At 46.0% G+C, this 26,523-nt stretch carries 23 protein-coding genes; 3 read left to right on the top strand and 20 right to left on the bottom strand.

From position 1 onward, the window contains the following. Positions 1–12 precede the first annotated feature (12 nt). The 3 genes from MWG26_RS00805 to MWG26_RS00795 form a co-directional block, all read right to left on the bottom strand. Positions 13–1,488 (bottom strand): sugar ABC transporter ATP-binding protein, encoded by a 1,476-nt coding sequence (locus tag MWG26_RS00805; protein ID WP_044926068.1) that lies wholly within the window; start codon positions 1,486–1,488, stop codon positions 13–15. Between the two features lie 22 nt (positions 1,489–1,510). Further along, the gene (locus tag MWG26_RS00800) at positions 1,511–2,524 is read right to left on the bottom strand and encodes a substrate-binding domain-containing protein (protein ID WP_025654026.1); all 1,014 of its coding nucleotides are present in this window, start codon (positions 2,522–2,524) and stop codon (positions 1,511–1,513) included. A gap of 85 nt (positions 2,525–2,609) precedes the next feature. Next, positions 2,610–3,584 (bottom strand): ABC transporter permease, encoded by a 975-nt coding sequence (locus MWG26_RS00795; RefSeq protein WP_025654025.1) that lies wholly within the window; start codon positions 3,582–3,584, stop codon positions 2,610–2,612. 256 nt (positions 3,585–3,840) lie between these two features. On the opposite strand from MWG26_RS00795, the gene MWG26_RS00790 reads away from it, so the two are divergent. Next, on the top strand, positions 3,841–4,404 hold the full coding sequence (locus MWG26_RS00790; protein ID WP_025654024.1) for a GrpB family protein: 564 nt from the start codon (positions 3,841–3,843) through the stop codon (positions 4,402–4,404). Between the two features lie 73 nt (positions 4,405–4,477). Here MWG26_RS00790 and MWG26_RS00785 read toward each other — a convergent pair whose 3' ends face one another. The 4 genes from MWG26_RS00785 to MWG26_RS00770 are packed head-to-tail and all read right to left on the bottom strand — an operon-like array spanning position 4,478 to position 8,537. After that, a complete protein-coding gene (locus tag MWG26_RS00785; protein ID WP_025654023.1) occupies positions 4,478–6,421 on the bottom strand; it encodes a hypothetical protein in 1,944 nt (647 codons plus the stop codon). 24 nt (positions 6,422–6,445) lie between these two features. After that, complete coding sequence (locus MWG26_RS00780) at positions 6,446–6,799, bottom strand: hypothetical protein (protein ID WP_117441159.1); 354 nt, start codon at positions 6,797–6,799, stop codon at positions 6,446–6,448. A 17-nt stretch (positions 6,800–6,816) separates the two neighbouring features. Beyond that, the gene (locus MWG26_RS00775) at positions 6,817–7,650 is read right to left on the bottom strand and encodes a carbohydrate ABC transporter permease (protein ID WP_025654021.1); all 834 of its coding nucleotides are present in this window, start codon (positions 7,648–7,650) and stop codon (positions 6,817–6,819) included. After that, positions 7,650–8,537 (bottom strand): carbohydrate ABC transporter permease, encoded by an 888-nt coding sequence (locus MWG26_RS00770; protein ID WP_025654020.1) that lies wholly within the window; start codon positions 8,535–8,537, stop codon positions 7,650–7,652. The genes MWG26_RS00775 and MWG26_RS00770 overlap by 1 nt, the downstream gene beginning before the upstream one ends. Positions 8,538–9,140: 603 nt before the next feature. Between MWG26_RS00770 and MWG26_RS00765 the strand changes: the two genes are divergently transcribed. Then, positions 9,141–9,791 carry a PBECR4 domain-containing protein gene (locus MWG26_RS00765; protein WP_025654019.1) on the top strand — a complete coding sequence of 217 codons (651 nt, stop codon included), beginning with the start codon at positions 9,141–9,143 and terminating at the stop codon, positions 9,789–9,791. 244 nt (positions 9,792–10,035) lie between these two features. Here the strand turns inward: MWG26_RS00765 and MWG26_RS00760 are convergent, their stop codons facing one another. From MWG26_RS00760 to MWG26_RS00730, 7 genes are all read right to left on the bottom strand, one after another. After that, positions 10,036–11,328: an ABC transporter substrate-binding protein gene (locus MWG26_RS00760; protein ID WP_025654018.1), complete on the bottom strand. Its 1,293-nt coding sequence runs from the start codon at positions 11,326–11,328 to the stop codon at positions 10,036–10,038. Positions 11,329–11,428: 100 nt separating this feature from the next. Next, positions 11,429–13,102: a sensor histidine kinase gene (locus MWG26_RS00755; protein WP_025654017.1), complete on the bottom strand. Its 1,674-nt coding sequence runs from the start codon at positions 13,100–13,102 to the stop codon at positions 11,429–11,431. Next, a complete protein-coding gene (locus MWG26_RS00750) occupies positions 13,089–14,663 on the bottom strand; it encodes a response regulator transcription factor (protein WP_025654016.1) in 1,575 nt (524 codons plus the stop codon). The genes MWG26_RS00755 and MWG26_RS00750 overlap by 14 nt, the downstream gene beginning before the upstream one ends. A gap of 398 nt (positions 14,664–15,061) precedes the next feature. After that, positions 15,062–15,673: a DUF1349 domain-containing protein gene (locus tag MWG26_RS00745; protein WP_025654015.1), complete on the bottom strand. Its 612-nt coding sequence runs from the start codon at positions 15,671–15,673 to the stop codon at positions 15,062–15,064. Between the two features lie 16 nt (positions 15,674–15,689). After that, positions 15,690–16,565 carry a PHP domain-containing protein gene (locus MWG26_RS00740; RefSeq protein WP_025654014.1) on the bottom strand — a complete coding sequence of 292 codons (876 nt, stop codon included), beginning with the start codon at positions 16,563–16,565 and terminating at the stop codon, positions 15,690–15,692. Beyond that, positions 16,562–17,185, bottom strand: a complete 624-nt coding sequence (locus tag MWG26_RS00735) for a sugar O-acetyltransferase (protein WP_244062681.1) — start codon at positions 17,183–17,185, stop codon at positions 16,562–16,564. Before MWG26_RS00735 ends, MWG26_RS00740 begins: the two co-directional genes overlap by 4 nt. Positions 17,186–17,216: 31 nt before the next feature. Continuing rightward, a complete protein-coding gene (locus tag MWG26_RS00730) occupies positions 17,217–18,008 on the bottom strand; it encodes a DeoR/GlpR family DNA-binding transcription regulator (RefSeq protein WP_025654012.1) in 792 nt (263 codons plus the stop codon). 333 nt (positions 18,009–18,341) lie between these two features. Here MWG26_RS00730 and MWG26_RS00725 point away from each other — a divergent pair, with 333 nt between their 5' ends. Continuing rightward, positions 18,342–19,154, top strand: a complete 813-nt coding sequence (locus tag MWG26_RS00725) for a GntR family transcriptional regulator (protein WP_025654011.1) — start codon at positions 18,342–18,344, stop codon at positions 19,152–19,154. Positions 19,155–19,371: 217 nt separating this feature from the next. On the opposite strand, the gene MWG26_RS00720 is transcribed toward MWG26_RS00725, so the two are convergent. The 6 genes from MWG26_RS00720 to MWG26_RS00695 all read right to left on the bottom strand — a co-directional run bounded on the left by MWG26_RS00720 (position 19,372) and on the right by MWG26_RS00695 (position 26,446). Continuing rightward, positions 19,372–20,280: a glycyl-radical enzyme activating protein gene (locus tag MWG26_RS00720; protein WP_025654010.1), complete on the bottom strand. Its 909-nt coding sequence runs from the start codon at positions 20,278–20,280 to the stop codon at positions 19,372–19,374. A 13-nt stretch (positions 20,281–20,293) separates the two neighbouring features. Continuing rightward, positions 20,294–22,702, bottom strand: coding sequence for a glycyl radical protein (locus MWG26_RS00715; RefSeq protein WP_044926065.1), 2,409 nt, complete (start codon positions 22,700–22,702; stop codon positions 20,294–20,296). A 231-nt stretch (positions 22,703–22,933) separates the two neighbouring features. Further along, the gene (locus MWG26_RS00710) at positions 22,934–23,899 is read right to left on the bottom strand and encodes an NYN domain-containing protein (RefSeq protein ID WP_025654008.1); all 966 of its coding nucleotides are present in this window, start codon (positions 23,897–23,899) and stop codon (positions 22,934–22,936) included. After that, positions 23,875–24,429, bottom strand: a complete 555-nt coding sequence (gene yfcE / locus MWG26_RS00705) for a phosphodiesterase (RefSeq protein WP_117441161.1) — start codon at positions 24,427–24,429, stop codon at positions 23,875–23,877. Before yfcE ends, MWG26_RS00710 begins: the two co-directional genes overlap by 25 nt. A gap of 51 nt (positions 24,430–24,480) precedes the next feature. Next, entirely contained in the window at positions 24,481–25,158 is a 678-nt protein-coding gene (locus MWG26_RS00700; RefSeq protein ID WP_025654006.1) for a TIGR00266 family protein, read from the bottom strand. Positions 25,159–25,258: 100 nt separating this feature from the next. After that, positions 25,259–26,446, bottom strand: coding sequence for a Wadjet anti-phage system protein JetD domain-containing protein (locus MWG26_RS00695; RefSeq protein ID WP_117441162.1), 1,188 nt, complete (start codon positions 26,444–26,446; stop codon positions 25,259–25,261). Positions 26,447–26,523 lie beyond the last annotated feature (77 nt).

Raw genomic sequence — 26,523 nt, 5'->3', positions numbered from 1 at the left:
GCCACCTTGCCCTTAATTTGTTGCAAATGTCATCAGCGTCTCTTCCGAGCATTCATCAATATCAAACAGTCCTGTCTGCCGTCCTTCGTTCATCACCATAATCCGGTCGCATGTACCCAACAGCTCCGGCAGTTCCGACGAAACCATAAGAATTGAAAGCCCATTTTCAATCAGCTGGTTTAGTATCTCATAAATCTCTTCCTTCGCTCCCACATCCACACCTCTGGTGGGCTCGTCGACCAGCAGAATCTTGCAGTCCGCGGCTATCCATTTGGACAATACCACCTTCTGCTGGTTGCCGCCGCTCATAAAATTCGTAATCGTATGAGGAGAACCTGGCCGGATGTGAAACGTCTCAATATACTTTCTGGTAACCTCCGCCTCCTTTGCCGGCGTCAGCCTGCCGAAGCGGTTCTTATACTTTCTCAGCGCAGGCACGGTCATATTAAAAATCATATTCTGCTGCAGCATCAGCCCTTCCGCCTTCCGCTCCTCCGGAACAATTCCCAGCCCGGCCAGAATGCCTTCTTTTACATTTTTAAATGTCACCGGCCGGCCTTCCAGCTCCACGGTACCCGCATCTATGGGATCCGCCCCGATGACTGCTCTCAGAATCTCCGAGCGCCCGGCTCCTGCCAGGCCTGCAATCCCCAGAATCTCCCCCTTATGCAGGTCAAAATTAATATTTTCTATAACCCCTTTCCTGGTCAGTCCTTTAACCGAAAGCACTACCTCGCCGATATTCCGGGTTCTTTTGGGATAAATATCCTTCACATCCCTCCCGACCATCCTGCTGACCAGGATCTCCGTCGTATATTGCTCCACAGGTCCGCTCTCTACCATTTTCCCGTCTTTCATAATCGTCAGGTTCGTGCAGAGTTCAAAAATCTCTTTCAGCCGGTGTGATATGTAGATAAATGTGACACCCTCCGACGCCAGCCGCTTCACAATATCAAACAATCCCTCCAGCTCACTGTCGCCCAAAACCGCAGTCGGCTCATCCAACACGACAATCTTGGCATTGCGGGACATTGCCTTGGCAATCTCTACCATCTGCCTCTTGGCAACACTCAGATCTTCCACCACCGCCCGGGCATCCAGATCCAGCTTCAATTCATCTAGGACCGCTTTCGCATCCCGCTCCATTTTCTTATAATCTATCTTTCCCAAGCCTGTTTTAGGGTACCTGCCCAGAAAAATGTTCTCTGCTACAGTACGGTGAGGCAGCAGCATCAGCTCCTGATAAATAACCGCAATTCCCTTCTCAATCATCTTTGCAGGCGATGTATTCTCAATCTTTTCCCCGTCCAGCAGGATCTCCCCGCTGTCGAGAGAATAAGCCCCCGATAAAATCTTCATCAGGGTAGACTTTCCGGCTCCGTTCTCGCCGACCAGCGCATGGATCTCACCCTTTTCAACAGAAATTGATATATCATCCAGCGCCTTCACTCCCGGAAAGCTTTTAGAAATATGGTTCATTTTGAGCATCCCTGCCACCTCCTGTGCCTGTTTACAGTCCTTTACCTATCCAGTCTTTTACATTATCCTTATCCACAATTGTTGTATCCAGTTCCCAGCGGGTTTCCACCCCGTCGCCCTCCAGAATCTCATATGCAGCCTGCATTCCTTCCGGTGCACAGTATGGATATACAACAGTGAAGAACATATTGCCTTCCTCAATCTCTGAAAATGCAACCTCCGTACCATCCATTCCTACAATCAGGATACCTTCATCTTCGCGGCCTGCCGCACGCAGCGATTCCAGCGCGCCCAGTGCCATCTCATCATTGTGGCAGTAGATGGCATCGATCTCACCAGGCCCAAATCTCTGGAGAGTATCATCCATAAATGTCATTGCATCTTCACGGAGGTAGTCACAGTATTGGGTTGCAATTACTTCCATATCGGGATATTCCTTCTCCAGCTGTTCTGCAAATCCATCGTGACGGTCGATTGTCGCAGACGCACCTGCCGTCCCCTGAATCTCCACGATTTTTCCCTTCTTGTCCAGGGCCTCAGCCAGCTTATCTGCAGAAGCTACGCCCATAGGCTTGTTCTCTGCCCCGATAAAACAGGTAACGTCACATTCCACATTTCTGTCCAGCGTAACAACCGGGATCCCCTGCTCCATTGCCTTCTCACAAACAGGCGTCAGCGCATCCGAGGTGAGCGGAGAAATCAGCAGCAGATCGATACCGCGGGCCAGAAGATCTTCCACATCCTGAACCTGCGTAGCGGAATCGTTCTGTCCGTCTGTTGTAATACATTCAAATTCCGGATAATTTTCCTCCGCATATTTTACATTTTCATCCACCATAGCCACACGGAATGGATGGTTCATTGTTCCCTGTGAAACACCGATCACAAATTTCTTATCGCCGCTGTCGGAAGCCTCGCCCTTATCTTCTGTCTTTGCAGTACTTTCCGAATCCTTTGTGTCATTTGATGCTCCTTTGCTGCACCCTGCCGCCATGGTCACTGCCATTGCCATACATAACATTACACTAAAAATCTTCTTTTTCATTCACCTTTCCTCCTCTTATAATTTTTGAATTTGATATGAACTAAAGCACCTATGTGCTGTTAGCCTTTATTTGCACTGCTGTTGCTTATCTGTTCTTCTTGGTTCTACGCTCCAGCAAGACTGCAAGAATAATAATGACACCCTGAATTACCTTTTGGATAAATGGAGAAATTCCCATCAGGTTCAGGATATTGTTAATTACAGAGATCAGACACGCACCAATCAGTGTGCCCACTACACTTCCGCTTCCTCCTGCGGTGCTTGCCCCGCCAATGTAAACCATAGCCAGGGCATCCAGTTCATAACCTTCGCCCGCTTCAGGCTGTCCAATGCCAAGCCTGGAGATAAAAATAATAGCAGACAAGGCGGAAAGAAAACCAGTAATCACAAAGCACAGCGTTTCTACCTTCTTCGTGTTGATTCCACACAGCCTTGCCGCTTCACGGCTGTCCCCCAACGCGTAGACGCTCCGCCCAAATTCTGTATACTTTAATACGTAAAATGCAACCACAAACACCGCTAAAAATATGTACACCGGAACCGGTATCCCCAGGATGCTGCCCTGTCCCAAAAAGGAAAAGTCTATGCCGGAATCCCTCCAGTTCTGCGGAGAGCCATTCGCGATATACCTTGCAACGCCGCGCAGAGCCGTCATAGTACCCAGCGTCATAATGAACGGGGCCAGCTTCCCCACAGTAACACCGATCCCATTGATCAGTCCCAGAACAATTCCGATTAGAAGGCTTGCTGCTATAGTAACAACTGGATGAATCCCTTTCTGCATCATAATTGCGGCAGATACAGCCACCACGCCCACAGTAGAACCGACAGACAGATCAACGCCTCCGGTCAGCACAACAAATGTCATCCCCATTGCGATAATCCCGTTTAAAGAAACCGAGCGCACCACATTGACGATATTCGCCGGTCTCAGAAAATTAGGGGAAATAATAGCTGCAATGATACAAATTAAAATTAACGCCCACAAAATTCCCATTGCCTTTAAATTTTTAAGAAGCGTGCCATTTCCGCTTACGTTCGATACCTTACCTTTCCCCATAACTAACCTCCTGTTTATTTGTCTCAAATGTATGATACATTTAATATATATTATTCATTTAATATTGTCAATAATTTTGTAAAATTCTACTCAAAACTAACAGATTGCACAAAAATACACCATTTATTTTTGTTATATTTACGATGTACTTAACTTTAGGTTGTTTATGATGATTGTCATGTATGCTATAATAAATCAGCATTTATTTTTGTAAAGGCAACGCCATGTTCTGTTATTTTATTTAGGAGGTTTATTAATGAGCAGTACGCTTTCGGAGATGAGTTTGGAAGATTTGTGGGAATTGTTTCCCATTTTTTTAGAACCGCATCAAGCAGTATGGAAGGAATGGTATGAGGAAGAGACAAGCCTTCTTATGGGGATTCTGCCGCATCGTGAGAGAATGCGGATCAGTCATATCGGAAGTACCTCTGTTTGTACGATTTGGGCCAAGCCTATTGTGGATATTCTGATGGAAGTGCCGGATGATTCTGATATGGAGTTTATAAAGTCCATTTTAGAAGACAATGGTTATCTATGCATGTCCCGGGGAAACCGCAGAATTTCTTTTAATAAAGGTTACACGGAAAATGGATTTGCTGAAAGGGTATTTCATCTGCATTTGAGATATATTGGAGATCATGACGAATTGTATTTCAGGGATTATCTAATTGAAAATCCGGATATTGCTCATGAATATGAGCGGCTAAAGCTGAGGCTCTGGAAGGAGTTTGAACATGACAGGGACAGCTATACGGACTCGAAGTCGGATTTCGTTGCCAAGTATACACAGATAGCGAAGGAAAAATATGATGAATGGTAATAAGTCCATTAGATAAAGCCATTGTCAGCCTAAAACTAACAATGGCTATTATGATTAATTATACTTTATATTTTCAGCGTCCCCCTTCCGTAATCACCTGATACTTCAATGCATAATACAATGCCCAGTCCTGATCATTCGCCCAGGGATCATAGTAATGCCCTTTCCTCCCATTCACCCTTTCCGGATAGACCATAGCGCAGGATGCACAGCCGTCTGCAAAGAACAGGTTCAGGCATCCCCGCAGTGATGCCGAAGCCTGCGCATCCATGCAGTGGTTCCCGGTAACCGCTCCGTATCTGGCATACTCCACCCCTGTCAGCGCGCTCCAGTAATGTGGAAATGTATCCCCATACATCCTGTTTTTCCCAAACCAATACCCGTCCCAGTGCCGGATCGCATTTTCAAAAAGATGGTAATCCGGCTGTCTTCCATTAAACAATGATAATATGCGTAATTGCCTTTCTGCTTCTCTTAAATACGCTTCCTTCCCGGTTATCTGGTATCCCTGAAGAAGGCATGACACCGCCGGGGCAACGATACTCTGCTCATAAGAAACCTCCGATGCGGGATAGTACACTCCGTTACTGCAAATATGATCCGCATGCACCTTGGCATAATGTGCCATTACTTCCGCCTCCCCGGACATACCTGCTTTCAGCAGCTCTTTTCGGAGCTCATAAACAGGGATCCCGATTGCATAAAATCCGGTCCCCCCCTGTTCATAATACCGCTTCATAACCTGATAAGCATCCTCCAGATACTCCTGTTTCTTCCAAAGCCGGTACAGTTCAAGCTGAAAGACCGCCATCCAGGGATAGTTATACATCCTGTGCCAATCCAGATTATAGGAAATATCGTTGTATACAATCCCCTCGCCTCTGCGGTACAGCTCCCTGTAGACATATGTTACATATGCCTTCAGGCTGTTTTCCAGATTCCCGTCCCGGCTGCGCTGCAGCCATAAGGCCATCAAAGCCCCCATAGCCAGGCGTTCCCTCCCCCCGTTATGGTCATCAGTATTATGATCATAGCAGAGGCAGTCCTCCTCCCTGTCATAGATTAGATATGCCCCGTCCAAAGAAGTACTGCTGCCGCGAAACTGCTGTTTTTCAGCCAGGAATTTGCACCTCCTGTCCACCATATCCTCAAGTCTGGCAGCGCAGTACAATAACGCAAATGTTTCTTTGCCATACATGTTTATTCGAAACCGGTATTCCCCTTCTTGTTCTGCCGGATATTCCGCCGATATCCAGAGAATCTCCTTCTCTTTCTTTATAGTAAAAGGAATTTCCCTGGCTCCCAGCATAATTTTGACTGCCGCCGGATCAGCCTCTCCCTTTACCGCGGCTTTAAAACACATAGTCTCACCGGTAAAATACGTACTCCGATCTAAAAATGCTACCGGGAAATGCGGCGCCTCCAGAAGTTCACTGTAAAACATCTCCCTCGTGTCGAACCAGAAAAGTTCCCATTGAACCACCGACTCCTCACCCGGTTCGATACAGCCGATTACAGGGTGGAGAATAAAGTCCCCCCTGTCATCACTCCTCTGATCTAGATCCCGTTCAATACTGTATGACCCAATATTCCCCTGCAGGAGTTTTAATCCCAGGTTTGCTCCCTCCCCGGACATACGAAGCGCCATAACATAGGCCGCATGATTTCCGCAGAACAGGTGCGTATGGCATTTATAATCAAGGCACTTCTCTGCCTCCTCGTAGTTGTCATTAAAGGTAGCGCAGATCCCGATATCCGTCTTTTGCAGAAAAACGGGAAATTTGGAGACATTTTGAAACCGGTAAGTTTCTTTTAAGTTCCCGGCCTCCGTAAATTCCCTGGACACCTCAGCTTGTATGCCAACCGGGCATATTGCCTCCCCCCACAGCCTGCTGCCTTCGATCCAGTTCATCCCCGCTTTATCGTCTTTATGTCCTAAAAATGTCAGATAGCCTCCTTCATTTTCCTTTGTCACAAATTCCTGATTCCATTCACTGTGTTTCGTTTTTATTTTCATACGTTTCCCCTTTCCACAAAACACTTATGCACCACTTCCTCGGCCATCAAAATCCCACCTTCTGTATTGGGATGCACGCCGTCTCCCATTTCCGGCCAGAACAGGCAGGTTCACAGCATCACTATAAAATTCTTCACCCGCATGGATGGTTATCTCTGTTCTCCCCTGATACGTAACCGCCCGCGCTCTCCGCCCGTCTGAAATCCTGACCGCCTGAAAATAAAGCGGCGTATTTCCAAAACGATTTGAAAATCTGACTCTTACGCGATTTCCTGAGAGATTATTTTTTACATACATCCTGCAGGCCGTTTCTTCTATCCACCCGATCGTTTTTCCATAGTCAATGGGCTCATACCCCCAGCTGGTTTTCCACTCCATCCTGTCGTCACTCCTTCCTATCCCTTGACAGATCCGGCCATCACACCGCTGATAATAAATCTCTGCATGAAGAGGTAAAAGACCAGAAGAGGCAGTACGCCCAGCACCATCATCGGGAACAGGCTGGTCCAGTCTGTGGAAAACTGACCGATATTCCGGTAAACCTCCTGCAGGATGACATCCTTTTCCCTTGTCTGTAAGAAGTACAGCGGCCCCATAAAATCATTCCATACATTCAGTGTATTCAGAATCGCCACGGTAGCAATCACCGGCTTGAGCAGCGGAAACGTGATCGTTGAAAATGTCCGGAACACTCCTGCGCCGTCGATCTTGGCAGCCTCCTCCAGCTCAATTGGGACGGTGGCGATGAAGTTTTTCATCAAAAAAGTAGCAAATGGAATATTAATTGCAATATCGATTAAAATAACCGCCAGCAGCGAGTTCATAAGCCCCATCCCGCGGATCAGCTTGTAAAGTCCCATGATTGACATTTGATAAGGAAACATCATGCCTGATAAGATCAGCAGGAAAACAAACTGTGTGATTCTATATTTCCCTTTCCTGTTCAGTACATATCCGCACATGGAACTGGTAAATATAATCCCCACAACCGAACATGCGGTGACGATTAGCGTATTTTTAAATGCCCGTGGATACTGCATATCCTGAAATGCCTTTATGTAACCGCTAAAATCTATAGAGGATGGAAGCCCCATCGGATTCATAGCAGCCTCGGCCCCTGATTTGAAAGTGGTCACAATCAGATAATAAACCGGAATCAGTACAACAACCGCCAGCGCAATTAAAATCAAATGCTTCAAAACGTTTATATAGATCTTTTTCTTTTTCATTATCCCAGCCGATCCTCCCATTTCTTAAATACTCCTAGCATCACTGCCGCAACCAGCATGCTGACTAACAAAAATACCATACCAAAGGCCGATGCATACCCATAATTTCCATCCGAAAACTTGGAGAACATCAGGGACAGAATCGTCTCCGTCTGATGTGCCGGTCCTCCGTTTGTAGTTGCCAGAATCAGGTCAAATATCTTCAGGCCCGATATGGTACTCGTTACAAAATTGATCTTAATGGCCGGCGCCAGTCCCGGAATTGTAATGTGCCAGAACTTCTGCAGTCCGTTCGCCCCATCCACCGAGGCGGCCTCATACAGCTCTTCACTTATGCTTTGTAAACTGCCCAGATAAATCACCATGGACCAGCCAAACCACTGCCACACAGAGATCGTAATAATAGCGAACAGCGCAATTTGCGCATTGCCCAGAAAATTCACCTTCTCAAATCCCATTCCGGTAAGTACCTGGTTAATAAAACCGTAGTCGCTGGAGGACATCAGATATTTCCACAGATAACCAACAACCAATGTGCTCAAAACTGCCGGCGCAAAGTAAATCGCGCGGTAGATATTGCTCCCTTTGATTTTTGAATTCAGAAAAACCGATACGGGCAGAGAAATCAGGCTCTGTACGGTAACCGTTACAAAAGCAAAAATAAGTGTATTTTTGATTCCCTTTGCCAGAATGGGGTCGTCAAATATCTTCCTATAATTCTCTAAGCCGTTAAATGTAATCTCCTGCGAAAAATTAGTCCAGCTGTAAAAACTGTACTTTGCGGTAAATATTAGCGGCAGAATAAAAAACGTGACAAAAACCAAAAGCGCCGGAAGTACCATAATCACATAGGGCGCGCCATTTTTCATTTTGTATGCCTTCTTCATTTTTTCCTCTTCCTTTCAGATCATCTCTTTTATAAATTCATTATAAGATGGAGGAATATCTGTTTATATAATAAATTTTTTATCTAATCATCAAATTTTTTATCAAATCTACATATAATAACAGTGAACTCAATATTACATTCACGGAGCCATGCACCCCGCTGCACGGCATCGGAGCCGATGACGTGATGGTCTCGGAGCATCTGGTCTCCGCTCGGCTTCGGTCCGTGCTAAACATGCGCCACTGGCGCATAACACCCCTCGCCGTAGGCGACTTTAAATGGGCAGATGCCGTTACTGTGCACGCCCGCAGGGTGTGAACAGTAACAATGATCTGGCTCCCCGAGTTCAAAAAAGCTCATAGAGATCTTGACTTAAAGCTTATTTGTGTTATAATGCTTTTAGAGGATAGCGGCAGTGATCAGCTATCGTAGGTGTTGAAGCAATTAACTGTGTCGGCATGCAGCTGATTGTGGAGCCTGCCCGTGGGTTATGCGGTAACCACAAACCGAATAGATTCTTAGGAATCGAACGAAAACGCATTAATGGGGCCTTGCTCATGCAAGGTCTCATTTATTATCTGAGCACTCTATCTTTCTTTGAATGGGGGGACAATATCTGACATCTTCAACAAATGATATTTTTTATCAGGCTGCTTCTGTTTGGAACGAACTAACAGATTATAAGTATGTTTTCACCTATGGTTATAAAAACAAACTCTATACTATTAACCTCACCTTTTTATCTGAAGATTTTCCTCATCTCGCAGGATTTCAGTATCTCAAAGATCTCTCTCTTCCAAAATATAATCGAAAAAAAATTATTTCCCAAATTCTTGATGGTACAATAAAACTGGAGCAGATCAAGAAAGCTGCTCAATACAATGAAATGGTAGTTCCCAGGCTAGAAGCATTAGTCCGGATGAAGGATACTCTTGACATTGAATTTATGCTTTTTTCATATATGCCACATATGTACCCTTTTTATACACAAATAAAAGCGGATTACCTCATTACCTCTCGCTCAGATATAAAAAGTTTTGTATTCATAATCCAATCAAATGCAGATGGCTCTGCTAAATGTGATTTTTCATGTTGTTCAACTTTTAAACAAGGGGCTCGTGATTATGAATCAAATCAACGACCTCGCTCTTTATTAAAAAAAGAACGTATACATATTAGTTCTCGTTCATCTACTATTCTTTTGGACAAGCTAACACCTCAAATCGAATTCAAAGTCGATAAGATTTCCTAATCCCACTATTTAACTAATGCTTTAATTTCTACCCGTTTCCATTCTCAAACTATTTTTTCAGACTGCTTGTACTCATAGATTCAACCTATGGTAATTGTTTATAATTTTATTTTTCAACTGTTGCGCTCAGGCAATTAAAAACGAGAGGTTTCACAAGAAAAGTCTTTTTTATAAATCGAAAAAACAGGCTGTACAAGATCCCGTACAGCCTGCGCTCTTTTATTTTTTACTACATTTATCAGCCTTACTCATATCGAATCGAATCCGCCTTAGCGTCCATTGCCTTTACATAGTCATCCGGTGTTAAATCCCCCGATACCATCCCCTGGATCTGTGCAATGGATTCATTAATCATTGTCTGTGACGGCATATTGACAGACCAGCGGTCCCAATTGACAGCAATATTGCCTGCCTCGACGCACTCTGCGATCTCTGCATACTCATCCGGAAGTTCAGTCTCCACACCTTTTCTGTAACTCGGTGATCCCGGGTTCGCATCAATAAATGCCTGCTGCACCTCCACAGAAGCAAATGCCTCCAATGTCTTTTCAGCGCCCTCTTTGTTTGCCGCATTTACATTGATTCCTAGGCTTGCAGCCGGACCGCCGCCGGTGAATACATTTTCGCCACTTTCGCTCAGCTGCGGCATCAGGCCAAAGTTTACTCCTGCTTCCTTGATCTCCGTATACTGCCAAGGGCCCCCATTGAAGAACGCAACATCCCCCGCTTTAAATGTATTCAGTGCATCCTGATTCGAAATCCCAAGCATTTCCGGTGTGATAATTTTTTTCTCAATTAATGTATACCATTTTTTAACACAGTCATTGATATTTCCGTCCAGCGTAGCCTCGCCTGCGGCAAATTTTGCATCAAAATCTATACCGTCAGAATTGTCGGAATTATTGTGATAAAATGAATTTTCAAGATATCCCATCAGGGAGGCCTGCGCCGTATCCGCGTCTGCGAGCCCGAATCCCATGGCCTGATGTCCGGCCGCCTGGATCTTCTCACATGCTGCCACAAATTCATCAAATGTCTTCGGTACCTCTACATTGCATTCTGATAAAATATCTTTATTGTACCACATACCGGAAAACCAACCATAGGACGGTATTCCGTATACTTTTCCATCCTTGCTTGCGAGAGAAAGCCCGGCTTCACTGAATTCTTTTACATAATCCTTGTCCGTAATTTCCTCCACATTACCCGCCTTAACCCTCGCCGGGAATTCGGCTCCATCCAGCACGATGTCCGGGCCTTCACCCGATGCCAGCTGGGTGCCAAGCACATTGTTATAGTCTGAAAGTGCAACGTAGGTATACTCCAGCGTATATGCTCCGTCAAGCTGTTCATTCACAGCATTGATTACACCTTCCATATCATCCTCGTCGTACCAGCCCATTATGCTGACCGTTTTGTTTTCTGTTTCTTTCTTTTCGCCTGTGGATGTGTCTTCTTCTTTTCCGCCGCACCCCGCCATCATTGCTGTTGCCATAACCGCTGCAAGTAAAATACTAAGTACTTTTTTCTTTTTCATAGCAATCCCCTTTCTTTTTTTGTCTACTTTGGTATATATTCATTATAGCTATGGCATTCTTTTGAAAAAATAATAAAATTTTTAACTGGTTATCAACTTTTTAAGATTTTGCATCCAATACGATCGTATCCTTTTTTAGACGTATTTCCGAAGTGGTTCCGGTCTTGTCTGCCCGGATCTTCACTCCGCTGGATTCACCGCACAGCAGCTTTATCCGTTTATCTACATTACTGACGCCATATCCAAATTCTTCAGAATTCAGCTCTGAGTCTCCGATTTGCCCAAACAGTTCCTTCCCATTATCCCATATATGAATCACTAACCAGACGTCCTCTGAGAAAATATGTATCCTAATCTTACCTTTGTCTTCCCGCAGCGTGTCGATTCCATGCTCAATTGCATTTTCTACCAGGGGCTGCATAATAAATATAGGGATCCGGGTGTCCAGCAAGGCCTCCTCAATCTCATATTCCGCCTGAAAAGAATCCTCATGAGCGTATAACTGTAGTTTTATGTAAGACATAATATTGTCAATCTCTACTCGCAGCCTGTCTATATTCACTCCCCTGTTCAGCGCCGTCCTGTAAAATGTTGCCATCTGCGTCGTAATTTCATAAATCCTGTCCTCCCCCTTTTCAATCGCGATCCAGTTGATGGCGGAGAGATTGTTATACAAAAAATGCGGATTGATTTTCGACTGCAGGAGGTTGAGTTCGAGATTTTTTTTGTCCAGCTCAGATTTATACACTTCCTCGATCAGCATCCTGATTTTTTTCAACATTCGGTTGATACTTTTTGCTAATTCTCCGATCTCATCCCCCGACGACTCATCTATTTCGATTTCAAAATTGCTGTCATTCACCTTTTTTACACCGTCAATAATCCGGTACAGATGCTTCAGCAGGTACTTTGTACTGCGGTTAACCAGGATCCAGACACATGCAAGCAGAAGCATGACAATCATGAGTGATATTAAGATCCTCGGGTGAAAAATAGTTGAAAAATACGACTGGTCTACGGCATACTGAATCTGCCAGTCGGACTGTCCCATATCCATAGACGCCTCATATCCGGTTTTATGCCCCCCCTCCCCGCCTATATTGGTATAACGGTAGAATTCATTTTCTTTTCCCAGCAAACGGATTTCCACGGGTACCCCGGAAAATATTTCAAAGCTTTTTGCCAGAATCTCACCTTTGAGGTCAATCCGGATAATTCCTAATTTCTTTTCCGTTACAGAATCTCTGACACAGCGGGTGATAAAGAATTGTTCCTTTTCTTCTTCATACCACCAGAGAGTCTTGCTTGTATTTTCCGTTTCCCGGTACCATTCCTTATCCTGCGCTTCCGAATCATTTTTGAACAGATCGTAGGATATGCTGAAATTCTTTCCTGAATAGATAAGTATCTTTGAAAAATCCTGGGTTGACAGCAGGCTGTTGTAGACCAGCGGCGCTACATTTTTGGAAAGCGTCAGACGTTTCATATATTCATCATCTCCGGTCACAAGAAACTCTTTTAGCATGGTATTGCTGGATAGATAAAGCAGTGATTTTTCACACTGCTTCATTTGATTCTGGATGTCCTGGTAATTACGCTCAATCATGCTCCTCACCTCCAGCATCTGCTGCTCTTTGATGAAATTGCTGGAAGTAATACAGATCAGGCACTCAAGCAGCAGGATCGGTATAATCAGAATCAGGCTGTAAATCAGGCGGACTTTATTTAAAAAATGCATTTGGTTAAAACGGGCTCTCCAGTCAATTGTCTTCATTCATCTTCTCCCTATACTGAACAGGGCTGCATCCCTCATGGTTTCTGAAGATTGATATGTAGTAGGAAACGCTGATATAACCCACAGCAGCCGCGATATCACCAATTTTCATATTACTTTGTTTCAAAAGCTCTTTTGATTTTCCAACGCGGTATTTGGTAATAAACTTTACCAGATTTTCGCCGGTTTCAACTTTAAAAAGACTGCTGAGGTAAGCCGATGACACATGCATCTCCTCCGCAATGGAGGACACACTCAGGCTGGAATCGCCGTACTTTTCATATAGGATATTTTTAGCCATCCGTACGAGCCTGTTTTCTTTTTCATCGTTCTTCTTCTGATTTGCCATGTCATCTAACACTTCATATACCGTCTGGCTGACTTCCTCAAAAGAGCGGGCCTCATATATTCTTTCCAGATACGTCATAAGATCAATATCTGATTTTGTATACTCATTGATTTTCTTAACGGCATCGGTAAATGTGTATTTCACATATATCGAGCTGAATCCGCTCTGTTTCTCAATATATGCAAATACCTTTTCCAGCTCCTTTTTCATCCCGCCGTAATCCTGCATTCTTGCACAGTTAAAGATACGCTCAAAGTACAGAGTCAGCATGTCCTGCTCCTTTTTCACAAAATAGGATTCGTCATGCACAATCAGCATACTGTCCGATACAAAGAACTGATAATCCAACTGGTCTTTCATCTCTTCATACTCTTTCTTCAGTTGAATCAAACTTTCCGTCTTGCTTCCGATGATGATAAATACATCGGTCTGATATTTTCTTTTCGATTGTTCAATGAGCAGTTCACATTTCTTTTTCAGCTCTTTTGCCCGGAAAGTCTGTGCTTCTCTTTTTACAAGAACAAGAATCTGGTTATCTGCTTTATTAATGACAAGAAGTTCCCCTCCGAGCTGTTTTTCGATCTCGTTTTGATAGGCTTCCCACTCCATGGAGAAGAGGTTGGAATAACAGGAGATCAGCACTGGTACGCAGACATTTTTATCAAACGCAAATTCTGCTTCCAGCTCCTGTACCGTCTCTTTTTTATAAACTGTCAGCTCCCCTTTCCCGGCTGCTCTATCCCCTTCCAGATAGCCCAGAAGATTCCAGCTAAGCCTGTAAGCGGCGACCTCCTCATAGGCCTGTCTTGTCTGCTCCTTCTCCTTCTCAATTTCCTCCTTCTCCCTGCACAGGTCAATCACTTTATGGAACAAGTCTTCAAACGCATCCAGACGGATCGGCTTCAGCAAGTACTCCAGCACCCCGAGTGAAATGGCATTCTGCGCATACTCAAACTCTCCGTAAGCACTGTAGATAATGCAAATGGGGTTCAATCCCCGCTTTTGTACCTCCTTGATTAGCTGTATTCCATCCATAAACGGCATCTTAATATCCGTCAGGAGAATATCATACTCATGCTTTTCAAAATCTTTGAGCGCCTCCTCACCATTTACTGCCTGGCTGATCTTTAAATTAAAATGATAGCGCTTAAGCAGCCTGCTGATGCCCTCACGCTCCTTTTTTTCATCGTCCACGATCAAGATACTGTACATGCTGCAATCACCTCCGAATTTTTCTTTTGCTGAGACCATTATACCACATGAAAGGGGTCTGTCCCTTCTGCAAAAATGGCTGACCCTTTTGCAGAGGGGACAGACCCCTTTTAGTCATATTATATATCAATCTTTCCGTTTATTTCTATTACAACTTTTTTATATACATATCAACATTTTAAGGTACACCCTTCTACTGCGCTTCCAATTCTTTCTGCTGCACAGCTTATTGGGCTGTTTGTTTGCCTTGCCTTTATCCTGTAATCTAATGTGTCCTATAAATTTTATGTATCGGAGTTTGCATAAGGATTGGAGGATATTAAATGTTCTAATACCGGAGTCTTTTCTGTTAACATTATTTCGTCCTACTAAAAAAGAAAGGGAACAGCATCCCCTTCTTATAAGATCGGCGGATCTTCATGCTGTCCCTTATCAGTCTCTGTTTTTATCCAGCGTGTAAATACCGCCCGGAAGTCTTTTCTAATAGGCGCACATACCAGCGGCCCCGCTTTCATCCCATCCGTATAAGGAAATCGCGCGAGCCGCATGGTCATCCATCTGCTGTCCCCGGTACGCACACGGATCAGTACCGCATCCTCAAACGGAGACACGCGGAATGTCACATGTTTTCCATCCCAGGACGGTACCGGAAAGTTCGAGCAGTCGGAGTAGACATCCGTTACTACAATTGAAATATTCGGCTCGTTGTCAATCACTTCTATTGTCATCTTGATCCAGTGTACGTCGTCATACCATAACATCATCCCGGCCTGGTCATATAATTCTTGAAAATCCTCCAGGAGAAATGTAACTTCCATAGCTTCCGTCCGTTTCAGGTCTGTCAGCAGCGCATGCCCGTCCCTGTGCTGAAACCCATAAAGTGTCTTCTCCCAATAATCGCTTTCGTGCACAGCCGTTACGTTCAACCGTCCGTCTTCTATTTTCACTTCCGCCGGTTCGTTCGTCCATACGCCCGCTCCCCACGGCACTTCCTGGTATAATACATTCATAATCTATGCCCTCCTTTTAAACCGCATCCATAAGTTCTTTATAAATTTTATCTTCCAGCCCTTTTACATCCATACGGCCCAAATGGATAGACGGCTTTGTCTTTCCATGAAAATCGCTTCCTGCCGTGATCAGCAGCTGCCGTTTCATGGCCCAGTCCAGGTAGAACTCCACCTGCTCATCCGTATGGTAGCTGCTGAATACTTCCATTCCCCGGACCCCTGCTTTCACGATATCCTGCAGCAGCATCTCATCTTCCCTCGTATTATTGCCAGGATGCGCCAGAATGGGAACTCCCCCCGATGCTGTAATAATCTCTACAGCTCTGTCCAGGGAAATAAATTCTACTGGTGCATAGGCGCATTTTCCCTGTGAGCACCAGTCCCAGTAAAAGTTCACATAGGGATTGTCACTCCGCTTTCCCCCCGGCAGGTAATCCCGCAGCAATGCGTGATTCTCCTCATTCTTCAGCGCAGCCTCTGCAATGACTTCTCCTGTCACGACACCGTGATGTGCCAGCTCATAGACCAAATCATGATCCACGATTAATCCCGCTTCCTCCGCCAGCCTCAGCCGTATTTTTGAGCTCTCCTGTTCCTGGGCCAGCAGATTTTGTTCCACCTTTCCATATTCCGGATATTCCGGATCAATGCCGTATCCCAGAATATGCAGTTCCCTGCCCCGTATGCAGCAGTCCAGCTCTACTGCGGGGATCAGCCGAAGACCGTTCTCTTTTGCCCTGGCGGCAGCCCGTCCAAGAGCTTTGGTGCTGTTATGGTCCGCAACTGCCACGGTTTTCAGCCCCGCCTCCCGGCACATGTCCATCAGTTTCTCCGGCTCAAATTCCCCATCATCGCTGATGACGGAATGCATATGTAAATCCAGCCAGTTCATTGTACACTCCTCCTTTCTCTTTCCATCTCCTCTTCGGTAATTTCCCTTAACACCTTACATGGATTGCCCACGGCCGCCACACCTGCCGGAATGTCTTTCGTCACCACGCTGCCTGCCCCGATGATGGTATTATCCCCTATGGTCACTCCCGGCAGCACTGTGACATTTCCCCCAATCCACACATTATTACCAATGCTAATCGGCTTTGCATACTCCAGACCCTGGTTGCGCAGATCTGGGCTGTACGGGTGTCCGGCCGTGTAAAATCCGCAGTTGGGCGCGATGAAGACATTGTCTCCGAAAGTCACCCTGGCCGCATCCAGGATGACACATCCGTGATTTGCGTAAAAATTTTCACCAATTTCTATATTGTATCCGTAATCGCACCAAAAGGTCTGCTCAATCAGGAAGGAGCTGCCGGTCTTCCCCAGAATCCCCTTCATGATGTTCATCCGTTTTTCCTGCTCCGAAGGCCGGCAGGAATTAAACAGCCAGCACTGATCCTTGCATCTGTTTCTTTCTTCCGCCAGCCCCTGATTATAGTTGGCATCGTAGAGCAGCCCTGCCTGGCACTTTTCCTTTTCACTTAACTTTGTTTTGCTCATATTTGCTCCCTTCATTCATAACAGTCCCGACTAGTCCGAACTGTATTCATTCTTCGTTTTTCTTCGCCCCCGTCTGCCAGATAACCGGGAAGCCATGGGCCCTGGCATCTTCCTGAAATGCCGCCGCCAGATTCCCATCCGTGAGCACGGCCGTAACCTGATCGATATTGCAGATATGGGAAAGATAGATATGCCCGAATTTGCTGCTGTCCGCCAGCACGTAGGTCTCTTTTGCACTTTTTAACATGGCCTGCTTAATCTCCATCTGGGGGTACCCAATCCCTGTGATTCCCTCCGTGAAATCAATGCCATTGACTCCGATAAACGCCTTGTCCGCCCTGCATCGCGCGATCTGTTCGACGGCCTCCTGCCCCACAGTCGCAGATAGATTGCCGGCCGCATCTCCTCCGATAATCTTTATGGAGACATGTTCCGCCTGCATAAGTTCCAATGCCAAAAGTACACTGTTTGTTATGATATTTACCGGTTTTTTCTCATTTTTCTTAATTTCCTTTGCCAGATACAGGCAGGTGGTTGCATCATCTAAAAATATAGTATCCTGAGCACTGATGACTTTGTACGCCTGCCTGGCTATGTATATCTTATTATGCAGATTGCTGTACAGCAAGTCTTTTACATTGTCAGTCACAAAATTCTTTCCTATTTTTACAGCACCCCCGTGGGTCCTTTTCAGCAGGCCTTCCTCCGCCATCTCATTCAGGTCTCTGCGGATCGTCATCTCAGTGCAGCCGAACATGCTGCTCAGTGTACCCACACGAACATAAGCGTTTTGTTCAAGTTCTTTTAAAATTGCTTTTCTGCGATCCTGTGTATGCATCAATCCTTATCAGCCCCCATACAACGTTACTATTCACGGCAAATGGGCCGCGATAGTAACCATACAACAACTTCTTTTTCCGTGGATATTGCGTTTTATAATTTAATATGATAATATAAATGTATCATACATTTGATACATTATTATTGTATCACATCCGATAGACATAATCCAGTTGTTTTTACCATTCCATTAACTGGTAATTATGTTTGAATATCGTATATATTTATGATACTATTGAAGAAAATAAAACAGCAGAATCCGCTATAATTACTGCATTTTCCCAATCTAACCCGGGCGGAAATTCTTATTTTATAGAAAGGAACTATACAATTGGACATTGACTATTTTAAAGAAACATTTCAGTTCTCGCCTGAGAGCGATTCTCCTCTGTATGAGCAGCTTGCCTCCTATATTAAGATACAAATCCAGGCAGGTGTCCTGAAGCCCGGTGATCAAATGATCACAGAGACAAACCTTTGCAGCATATTAAATATCAGCCGGACTACAGTCCGCCAGTGCATGGACAGGCTTGTGGATGAGGGCCTCCTTGTCCGCTACAGAGGACGGGGTTCCTTTATTGCAGATCCCAAGATGAAACGAAACATCAACTATCTTTACAATTTTACCGAGAATATGAGGGAACTTGGAGCGGTTCCCACCTCTGTTGTCATTAAGAGCGAGGTGGTAGAGGCGGATCAGTATATCCGCGACCAGCTCAAACTGCCGCCGACGCAGAATAAGGTATTTAAACTTTACCGGCTGCGCTGTGCGAACAATGAGCCAATCTTATTTGAGAAGGCTTTTGTCCCCTATTATCTCTGCGAACGGATTGAATTCTTTGATTTTTCAACCGTATCCTTGTACAAGGTGCTGAGTGAGCGCTACGCACTGAATCTCTACCGTGCAACGGAGACAATTGAAGCAATCATTATCAATAAGGATGAGGCTGATCTGCTGAAATGTGCAGCAAAGGTCCCCGGCTATAAGATTCAGCGTATCTCTTATCTGGATTCGGGATTTGTATTCGAATTTACCACCTCTATCACCCGGGCCGATAAGTGCGTATTCCAGCTGGAACTGTACCGCAATACATCCGCCAGCAAAAGCCCGATTGACATCCGCCGGCAGGTAACGCTGTCATAATATTTTTTCGTCTGCACTGTCCTGTCCGATACACATACCGCTCTGCGGCAACGGCTAGGATCATACATATCCCCCATATATCTGGATTTGATCAGGTATATGGGGGATGTTTTTCCTATATCATAAGACTCCTCCGGGGATGCGCACGCCGTGATAAGGTATATAGCCGCAAGGCGGGCAGCGCGGCGGCGCCAAAGTGGTCTTGCCCATTTTGTTCTTAGTCAGCCATTTCTTCCATTTTGGTGGAAAGTCCGAAGCTGTGTATGGTATCCCTGATTTTTTCTACATACTCTTCCTCATGGGGCTTTACATCCTGCATGGAGTAATCCAACCCGCAGGAAATGTATTTTCCGCTTCCATACTGGTGGAAGGGGAGGATGTCATAATAACGGATTCCATTTTTCTGAATGATCTCGATGATGTCTAAAATATCCTGTTCACTATCGTTTACTCCCGGTATCATGGGTGTCCTGATGAAAATGCCTTTTGTTTGTCTTGCAAGCCACTCCAGATTCCGTAGAATTTGTTGATTGTCTGCACCTGTCCAGGTTTTGTGGACCTGGCTGTCTGCGGATTTGATGTCGTATAGAAATAAATCCGTGTAGGGCAGCACTTTTTCCAGGTTTTCTTTTGGCACGCATCCGGTCGTCTCTACGGCCGTATGAATCCCGTGGCCTCGGCATAGTTTTAACAGGGACTCTGCAAAGTCTGCCTGCAGCAGCGGCTCACCCCCTGACAGGGTAATCCCCCCTTTACTTCTTTTATAAAATGCCTCGTCTTTTAAAACTTCTTCAAACACCTCTTTCGGCGGCATCCATTTTCCCTTTACGGTAAGAGCCTTTGCAGGGCACTTTGCCACCCAGTCCAGATGATCGTTCCCGCACCTGTCCCAATGAATCTGCAGTCCATTTTCCGCCGTAATTTGCCCGTCCGGGCAGTGATTTACGCAGTTCAGGCAGCCAATACATCTGGAGGATGCATAGAATAACTGCGGATGCGCCTGCCAGGACTCCGGATTAGAACACCACCTGCAGCGCAGCGGGCAGCCCTTTAAAAAGACCACCGTGCGGATCCCCGGGCCATCGTGGATACTGTATCTTTGAATATCAAATATATTTCCCTGCATTCTTTTCCTCCCTCTATACGCACTGCATGGTTCTGCTGATGATTTCATCCTGTATGTCTTTGTCCAGTTCCACGAAAAATGCACTGTATCCTGCTACGCGTACAACGAGATTTCTGTGGCGGTCGGGATTCTGCTGCGCATCTTTGAGCTTTTCCGGGGTCAGGATGTTGAACTGAATATGCATGCCTCCCATGGCGAAATACGTCCGGATCAGGTCGATGAGTTTTTGCCTTTCTTCTTTTGTCCTGAGGATCGTAGGCATGAATTTCATGTTAAAGTTCACTCCGTTGATCGCGCTCTCGTGATCCACTCTGGCTACAGACTTGACCGCGGCGGTCGGCCCGCAGATATCCATGCCGTGTTTCGGAGAAATGCCGCCGTCTCCCAGTGGAGTCCCCGCCTCTCTGCCGCTTGGAAGTGCGCAGACCTGGCGGCCCAGCGGTGTGTTTGAGGAGAGGCAGAACAGGCCGGGACGGTAGATCGCGCCGTAGGGAGACCGATGGCCTTTGACGCTTTCACAGTACTGTTTTCCCACATACGCTGTCAACTCGTCTGCTTCGGGGATGTCGTTTCCGTATTTCGGTATCTGGTTGATGAGACGGTATTTAAGGATTTCCTGCCCCTCAAAATTATGCCTTAATGCATCCAGAAGCAGGGACGGCGCCATTTCCTTTTTGTCAAATATCAGCGTTTTTATAGCCATGAGAGAATCTCCCACATCCGCAATTCCGACTCCCTGCACGCCTGCATAGTCGTATTTTGCCCCTCCCTGCGTACAGTCTCTGCCTTTTTCCAGGCAGCCTTCCAGCAGCATGGAACAATAAATATGCTGCCCATACCGTGCGTGCAGCAGTTCGATGGAATTGAGCGAACTGATCATCATGTCAACAAAATAATTTACTTGTATCTCATATGCTTTCTTAAACTCTTCAAAAGTCTCAAACTCTTCAAATTTTCCGGTTACCGGCCCCAGCTGTTCTCCCGACATCTGGCATACCCCGTTAAATAACGCAAGCTCCAGGCATTTGGCAAGGTTGAAGTAACATGCATTGGTTCTGCCCATGGTATTGCCCTGTCCTGTCGGTTCCACACACCCTACGATTGCGTAGTTTCTGGCATCCTCCAGGGATACTCCGTCCTTCATCAGGCCGTCTATGATTAAGTCATCGTTAAAAAATGGAAGCTTTCCGCCTTCATTTTCCACGAGGATCTGCAGTACACGGTTTAAGAATTTATCCGGATTCTTCTGTGAAATACGGATGCTGGTGTTGGGTTCAGAATTGAATACCGTCTGTTCTGCATCCAGGCAGACATAGGTAAAATCGTTGACTGCATTTTCCCCATTCTCATCAACACCGCCCAGCACCACGTTGATCGTAGTGGCGAATCCGCCGTTATTTCTGGCACTCATGTAGGTTCCTGCTTTAATGACATCGCTGCTCTTTACCCACAATGCCTCCAGAAGCTCCCGCGCCTCTTCTTTGACCATGGTGCCATTTTCCAGGTCATTTTTATAGTAAGGATAGAACATCTGATCCACCCGGCCTCCTGATATAGCGGAGCCATTTTGGCCGCAGTAATCAATCAGAAGCGTAAACCAATACGACTGGAGCGCCTCATAATACGTCCGCGCCGGCTCATAAGGAACCTGCCTGCAGTTGGAGGCGATGAGAAGCAACTCTTGTTTTCTACGCTTATTACCTTCCTCTGCTGCCATCTGTTCCGCCAGGTCTGCATAACGGTTCTGGAAGCGTCTTATCCCTTGGCATACAATCAGGACTGCTTTATAGAAATGAGTCTTATCTGTAAACTCAGGATCCAGAATGTCCAGACTTTCCAAGCAATCTTTTGCTTCCTCCTCTACTTTTCGGAACCCATGGCTGATGATTTTCTGAATATCCGGCAGGTAATGGCCATATCCGCTGCGCGCGCGGCTTAAAGGATTGAATACACGGTAGGGGGAGTCTAGCACCTGCATGATCCGCTCGTCAATGTAGTGCCTGGATAAATCTCCTATGGACTTGTTTTCCCAGTACGGGTATATTTCTGTCAAAAGAGCCGCCTTATCCGCCTCCGTAATCTGCAGTGTGTCTACCTTCCTGGTGGGCATCCTGTCCAGTTCTTCCTTGCTGAAACCTCCGAATTCCGGGAAGAGCGGGGCACAACGGGGTTTGGAACCATGATTTCCCACGATCAGCTCTTCGTCCTCTATAAAGATTGTCATATGCTCAAGAAGGTCTTTCAGGCCTATAGCCCTGCGGATAATGTAAGGCATTCCTTCTGTACTGCGGTAACTCTGCGTAATAAGGCGGGCCCGCTCGATACAGATCTCCGGTTTTACACTTCTCATGGCTTGATTTAGTTTCTCTGTTCTGTTTTCCCTGGTAAGGCCCGGCGGGAGAAGTTTCTTATTTATGCTCATAACTTTGCTCCTTTCTGTTATTGATTATAAAATGAGTTGTTACCTTTACAAGATTATCTTAGCATAGAGGGTAAGCAAATCAATTGGGCGCGGATGGGTTTTTGGGGAAATTTATTCGGAAACGAACATTTTAGAAAGATAATTTTCGAAAGAGAACTGATAAAAGGGGCCTGACCCTTCCGCAAAGGGGTCTGACCCCTCTGCAAAAGGGTCTGACCCCTTTGCACTCATTTACCTGTTATCAACATGTACTGCCCAGTTCTGTTCCCCATCATCCCGAATCTGTATACTAGGGAAGCTCTGAATATACTGTTTAAACTGGGAATACCCATAATCTCTGACTTTGAAATCGCCAAACCGGTTTCTGATTCTGTTCCCCAGCGTGCCTAAGGATACGCCCTGGGCCCCGGCATTCTGAACAAGCATGATAATATACTCTTCCAGCATCTCCTGCCTGCTTTTGTCTTCATACAGCATGACGGTAACCTGTGTGCCGTCCTGTTTCAGCTTTAGTTTTGGAAATGTCTCCAGAAACTTTGACAGCAGGCTATACCCGTAACGCCGGACATCAAAATCCGGATACAGTTTGACCAGACGGCTGCCAACCTCACCAAGGCCGGTCTCCTTATCATTGTTCTGATTTTCGGTTATGATCTTGACGACCGCCTCTTCTATCTGATTCTTGGATACCACATCCGTACTGCTCTTCTTACAGTCTTTTCCGGTGGCATGTACTGTATTCTTCTCTTCCTTTTCTATGGTGTTATCTTCCAGCAGCAATTCCAGTACGGTAAAGATATCACAGGCTTTTCTAAAGGGCGCCGGCGTTTTATCTTCCCCCATCCCTATGACAGTCTTGCCGCTCTCTCTGAGACGGCTGGCCAGCTTTGTAAAGTCGCTGTCACTGGATACCAGGCAGAACCCTTCTAACTCACTTGTATACAGCATATCCATTGCATCTATAATCATGGCAGAATCGGTTGCATTTTTCCCATGCGTGTAACTGAACTGCTGGATCGGAGTAATGGAATTCTGGAGCAGTTCCTCTTTCCAGCTTGAATTATACGTGCTGGTCCAGTCTCCGTAGATTCTCTTATAAGTTACGTTTCCATACTTGGACAATTCATCCAGTATCGGCTTTATATATTTTGCGGAAACATTATCCGCGTCAATTAGCAATGCATATTTGTCTTCCATATCCGGTATACCTCTCCATTCATATCTTTCCATTGAAATAATTTATTTTCATATATCATATAACTATGCACTGAATCCTCCTTTGGAATAGAAACAGAGCCCGGATTCATATAAATATATGTTTCATGCTCCTCACAGGCAGGAACGTGGGTATGTCCATTCAGCAGAATATCGCCTGCTTTAAGCGCCGGCAGATGTTCTGGATTAAAATTGTGCCCATGCGTGGCGAAAATGGTCTGGCCATCCAGTTCCAGCAGGCAGTATTCCGCCATAACCGGAAACTCCAGCACCATCTGATCGACCTCTGTATCACAGTTTCCCCTGACGCAGAGCAGGTGTTCCTTCATAGGGTTCAGCAATGCAATCACCTGCTTGGGAGCGTACTCCTTCGGCAGGTCATTGCGCGGCCCATGATACAGGATATCTCCCAAAAGAAGCAGCCTGTCCGCCCTTTCTCTTTCGTATGCCTCCAGCATCTGCCTGCAGTAAAAGGCAGATCCGTGAATATCCGATGCAATCATCAATCTCATCTCTGCAGCTCCTCTCCTTACCTGTAAAGGGGTCTGACCCCTTTGCGCACTTTATGCATTTCCGCTTGGTATGAAAGGCCGGATGGATGCTGCCACGCTGGATATCGGCATCGTCTGCAGCCAGATTCTGCCCGGGCCCGTCAGTACGGTGTTAAACAGCCCTTCACCGCCCAACAGCTTATTCTTGATCCCCGGAACCTGCTGTATATCAATCTGCACGCCGACTTCAAATCCCGCTACATTGCCGGTATCCACAACGATCTGCTGTCCGGGCCCCAGCTGGTATTCAACCAGTTCCCCGTCTATCTCTACAAATGCCATGCCTGAACCTGAAAGCCGCTGCATGATAAAACCTTCCCCGCCGAAAAATCCCGCTCCCATTTTCTTATTAAAATGCATGGACAGCTGAATTCCTGCCTCTGATGCAAGAAATGCACTTTTCTGAACAATCATCTCTCTGCCCGGACTAATCTCAAGCGGAAGTATCCTCCCCGGGAAACTGGAACCGAACGCGATCATCCCTGCCCCCTGTGCAGTATATATATTTTGGAACATACTTTCGCCGGAAAATGCTTTTGAGAACATTTTCCCCAGACCTCCGCCTGCAGTATCCATCTGCATATTTGGACTCATCCATACCATGGAGCCTTTTTCAGTAATCATCTGTTCCCCATTTTCAAGCTCACATACAACCACGGGAAATGCCCCGCCTTTTATTTCATATTTCATACTTACCTCCTTTTTAATTTTGAGTACTCTCGGAAACTCTTTGTGCACAGCGCACTGCCTAAACATTCCCCCTTTTCGCCTGCGTTTTTCCACGCAGGCCTCACATCAGAAAACATTCCTGCTCGATAGCCGCCCTCTTCTCCAGGATAGCATCTATCAGGCCCTGGAGTTCCGGTATCTTAGTGTTTTTCAGCTTCTGCAGCGTCTTTGCGGCAATCGGTTCTCCCCATGCCAGATAGCGTTCATATGTCTCCGCGTCCATCATAAGCGGCCGCACATCCGGGAAAATATTTTTCTTAATATACTCAAAAATCTTAACTCCACCGTAATCCAAATCCCCGCTGTGATAAAACTGTACGCCTTTTCCCTCCAGCGCCGCCCAAAGCTGCTGCAGAAATCTTTTTTCCCGTGGTGAAAAATACCCGTGGCTGAAGACATATAAGGTTCCTTCCTGATATGGAGCCGATACGAAATTGGCCTTATTTTCAATGGTAACTACGCATTTTATCTCCGGCTGCTCACTCAGGATCATGGCATTTTTCAATGTCTCGCTATTCAAGACCGTCCCATATATATATTCTCCCAGGTTAATATCAAAACATGTTGAGCCCTGCACTATCCCAATCCGCAGAGCCCCCTTTAGAGACATTTCCTGGGAATACTCCTCAATATTGAGCTGGGAGAGTACTTCCTTATCATCCATCTCTTCCACTACATCTCCGCAATACTGCCGGGCCTTTGCTATGATATGGGATTCCGCGTTTTCCTCAAAAGTCTTCGAATTCATAAGATATCTACTGCTGAAGATCCGTTTAAACACGGTCTCTTTCAGCTCATCGATTCCCCGGAAACAGGGCAGGTATACTTCCCGTTTGTCCAGCATCTTCGGAATATTCCCCCGCCCCAGCTGCTCCAGAAGGTCCCGGTAGTACCGGCAGATCCACTCCGTCTGCAGCCCGTCCAGTTCCCGCTCCAACAGTTCGCGGTACGCCTGGATCTGTTTCCATTTCGGCTGCCGCCCGGGCTGTGTTTCCATCAGAGCCGCATAAAATCTGTCCAGATCCTCCAGCCGGTAGTAAATCCGCTCGATATCACTTTCCCGGGTCAGCCACTTAATCCGGATCATCCCCGCCCGCTCCAGCTCCTCCGCCTCCGAGACCAGAGCAGTCTTCCCGCAGGCATCATATTCCTGCTGGTCAATCCGCAAAGACTTCCCGCCTGTGGCCCCCAGCCGCCAGTCATTTTGACTGTTCTCACATTTCTCAATAATTCTTTCTACAAGATACACAATATCACGCCTCCCTAGGGGAAAAACACATCTTTGTTATCCAATTAACTGAACATTCTGAGAATGGTCCGCAAAGG

The organism is Faecalicatena contorta (assembly GCF_022835095.1).
In the GTDB taxonomy this organism is placed as follows: domain Bacteria; phylum Bacillota; class Clostridia; order Lachnospirales; family Lachnospiraceae; genus Faecalicatena; species Faecalicatena contorta.
This window is presented reverse-complemented; position numbering and strand designations above follow the sequence as displayed.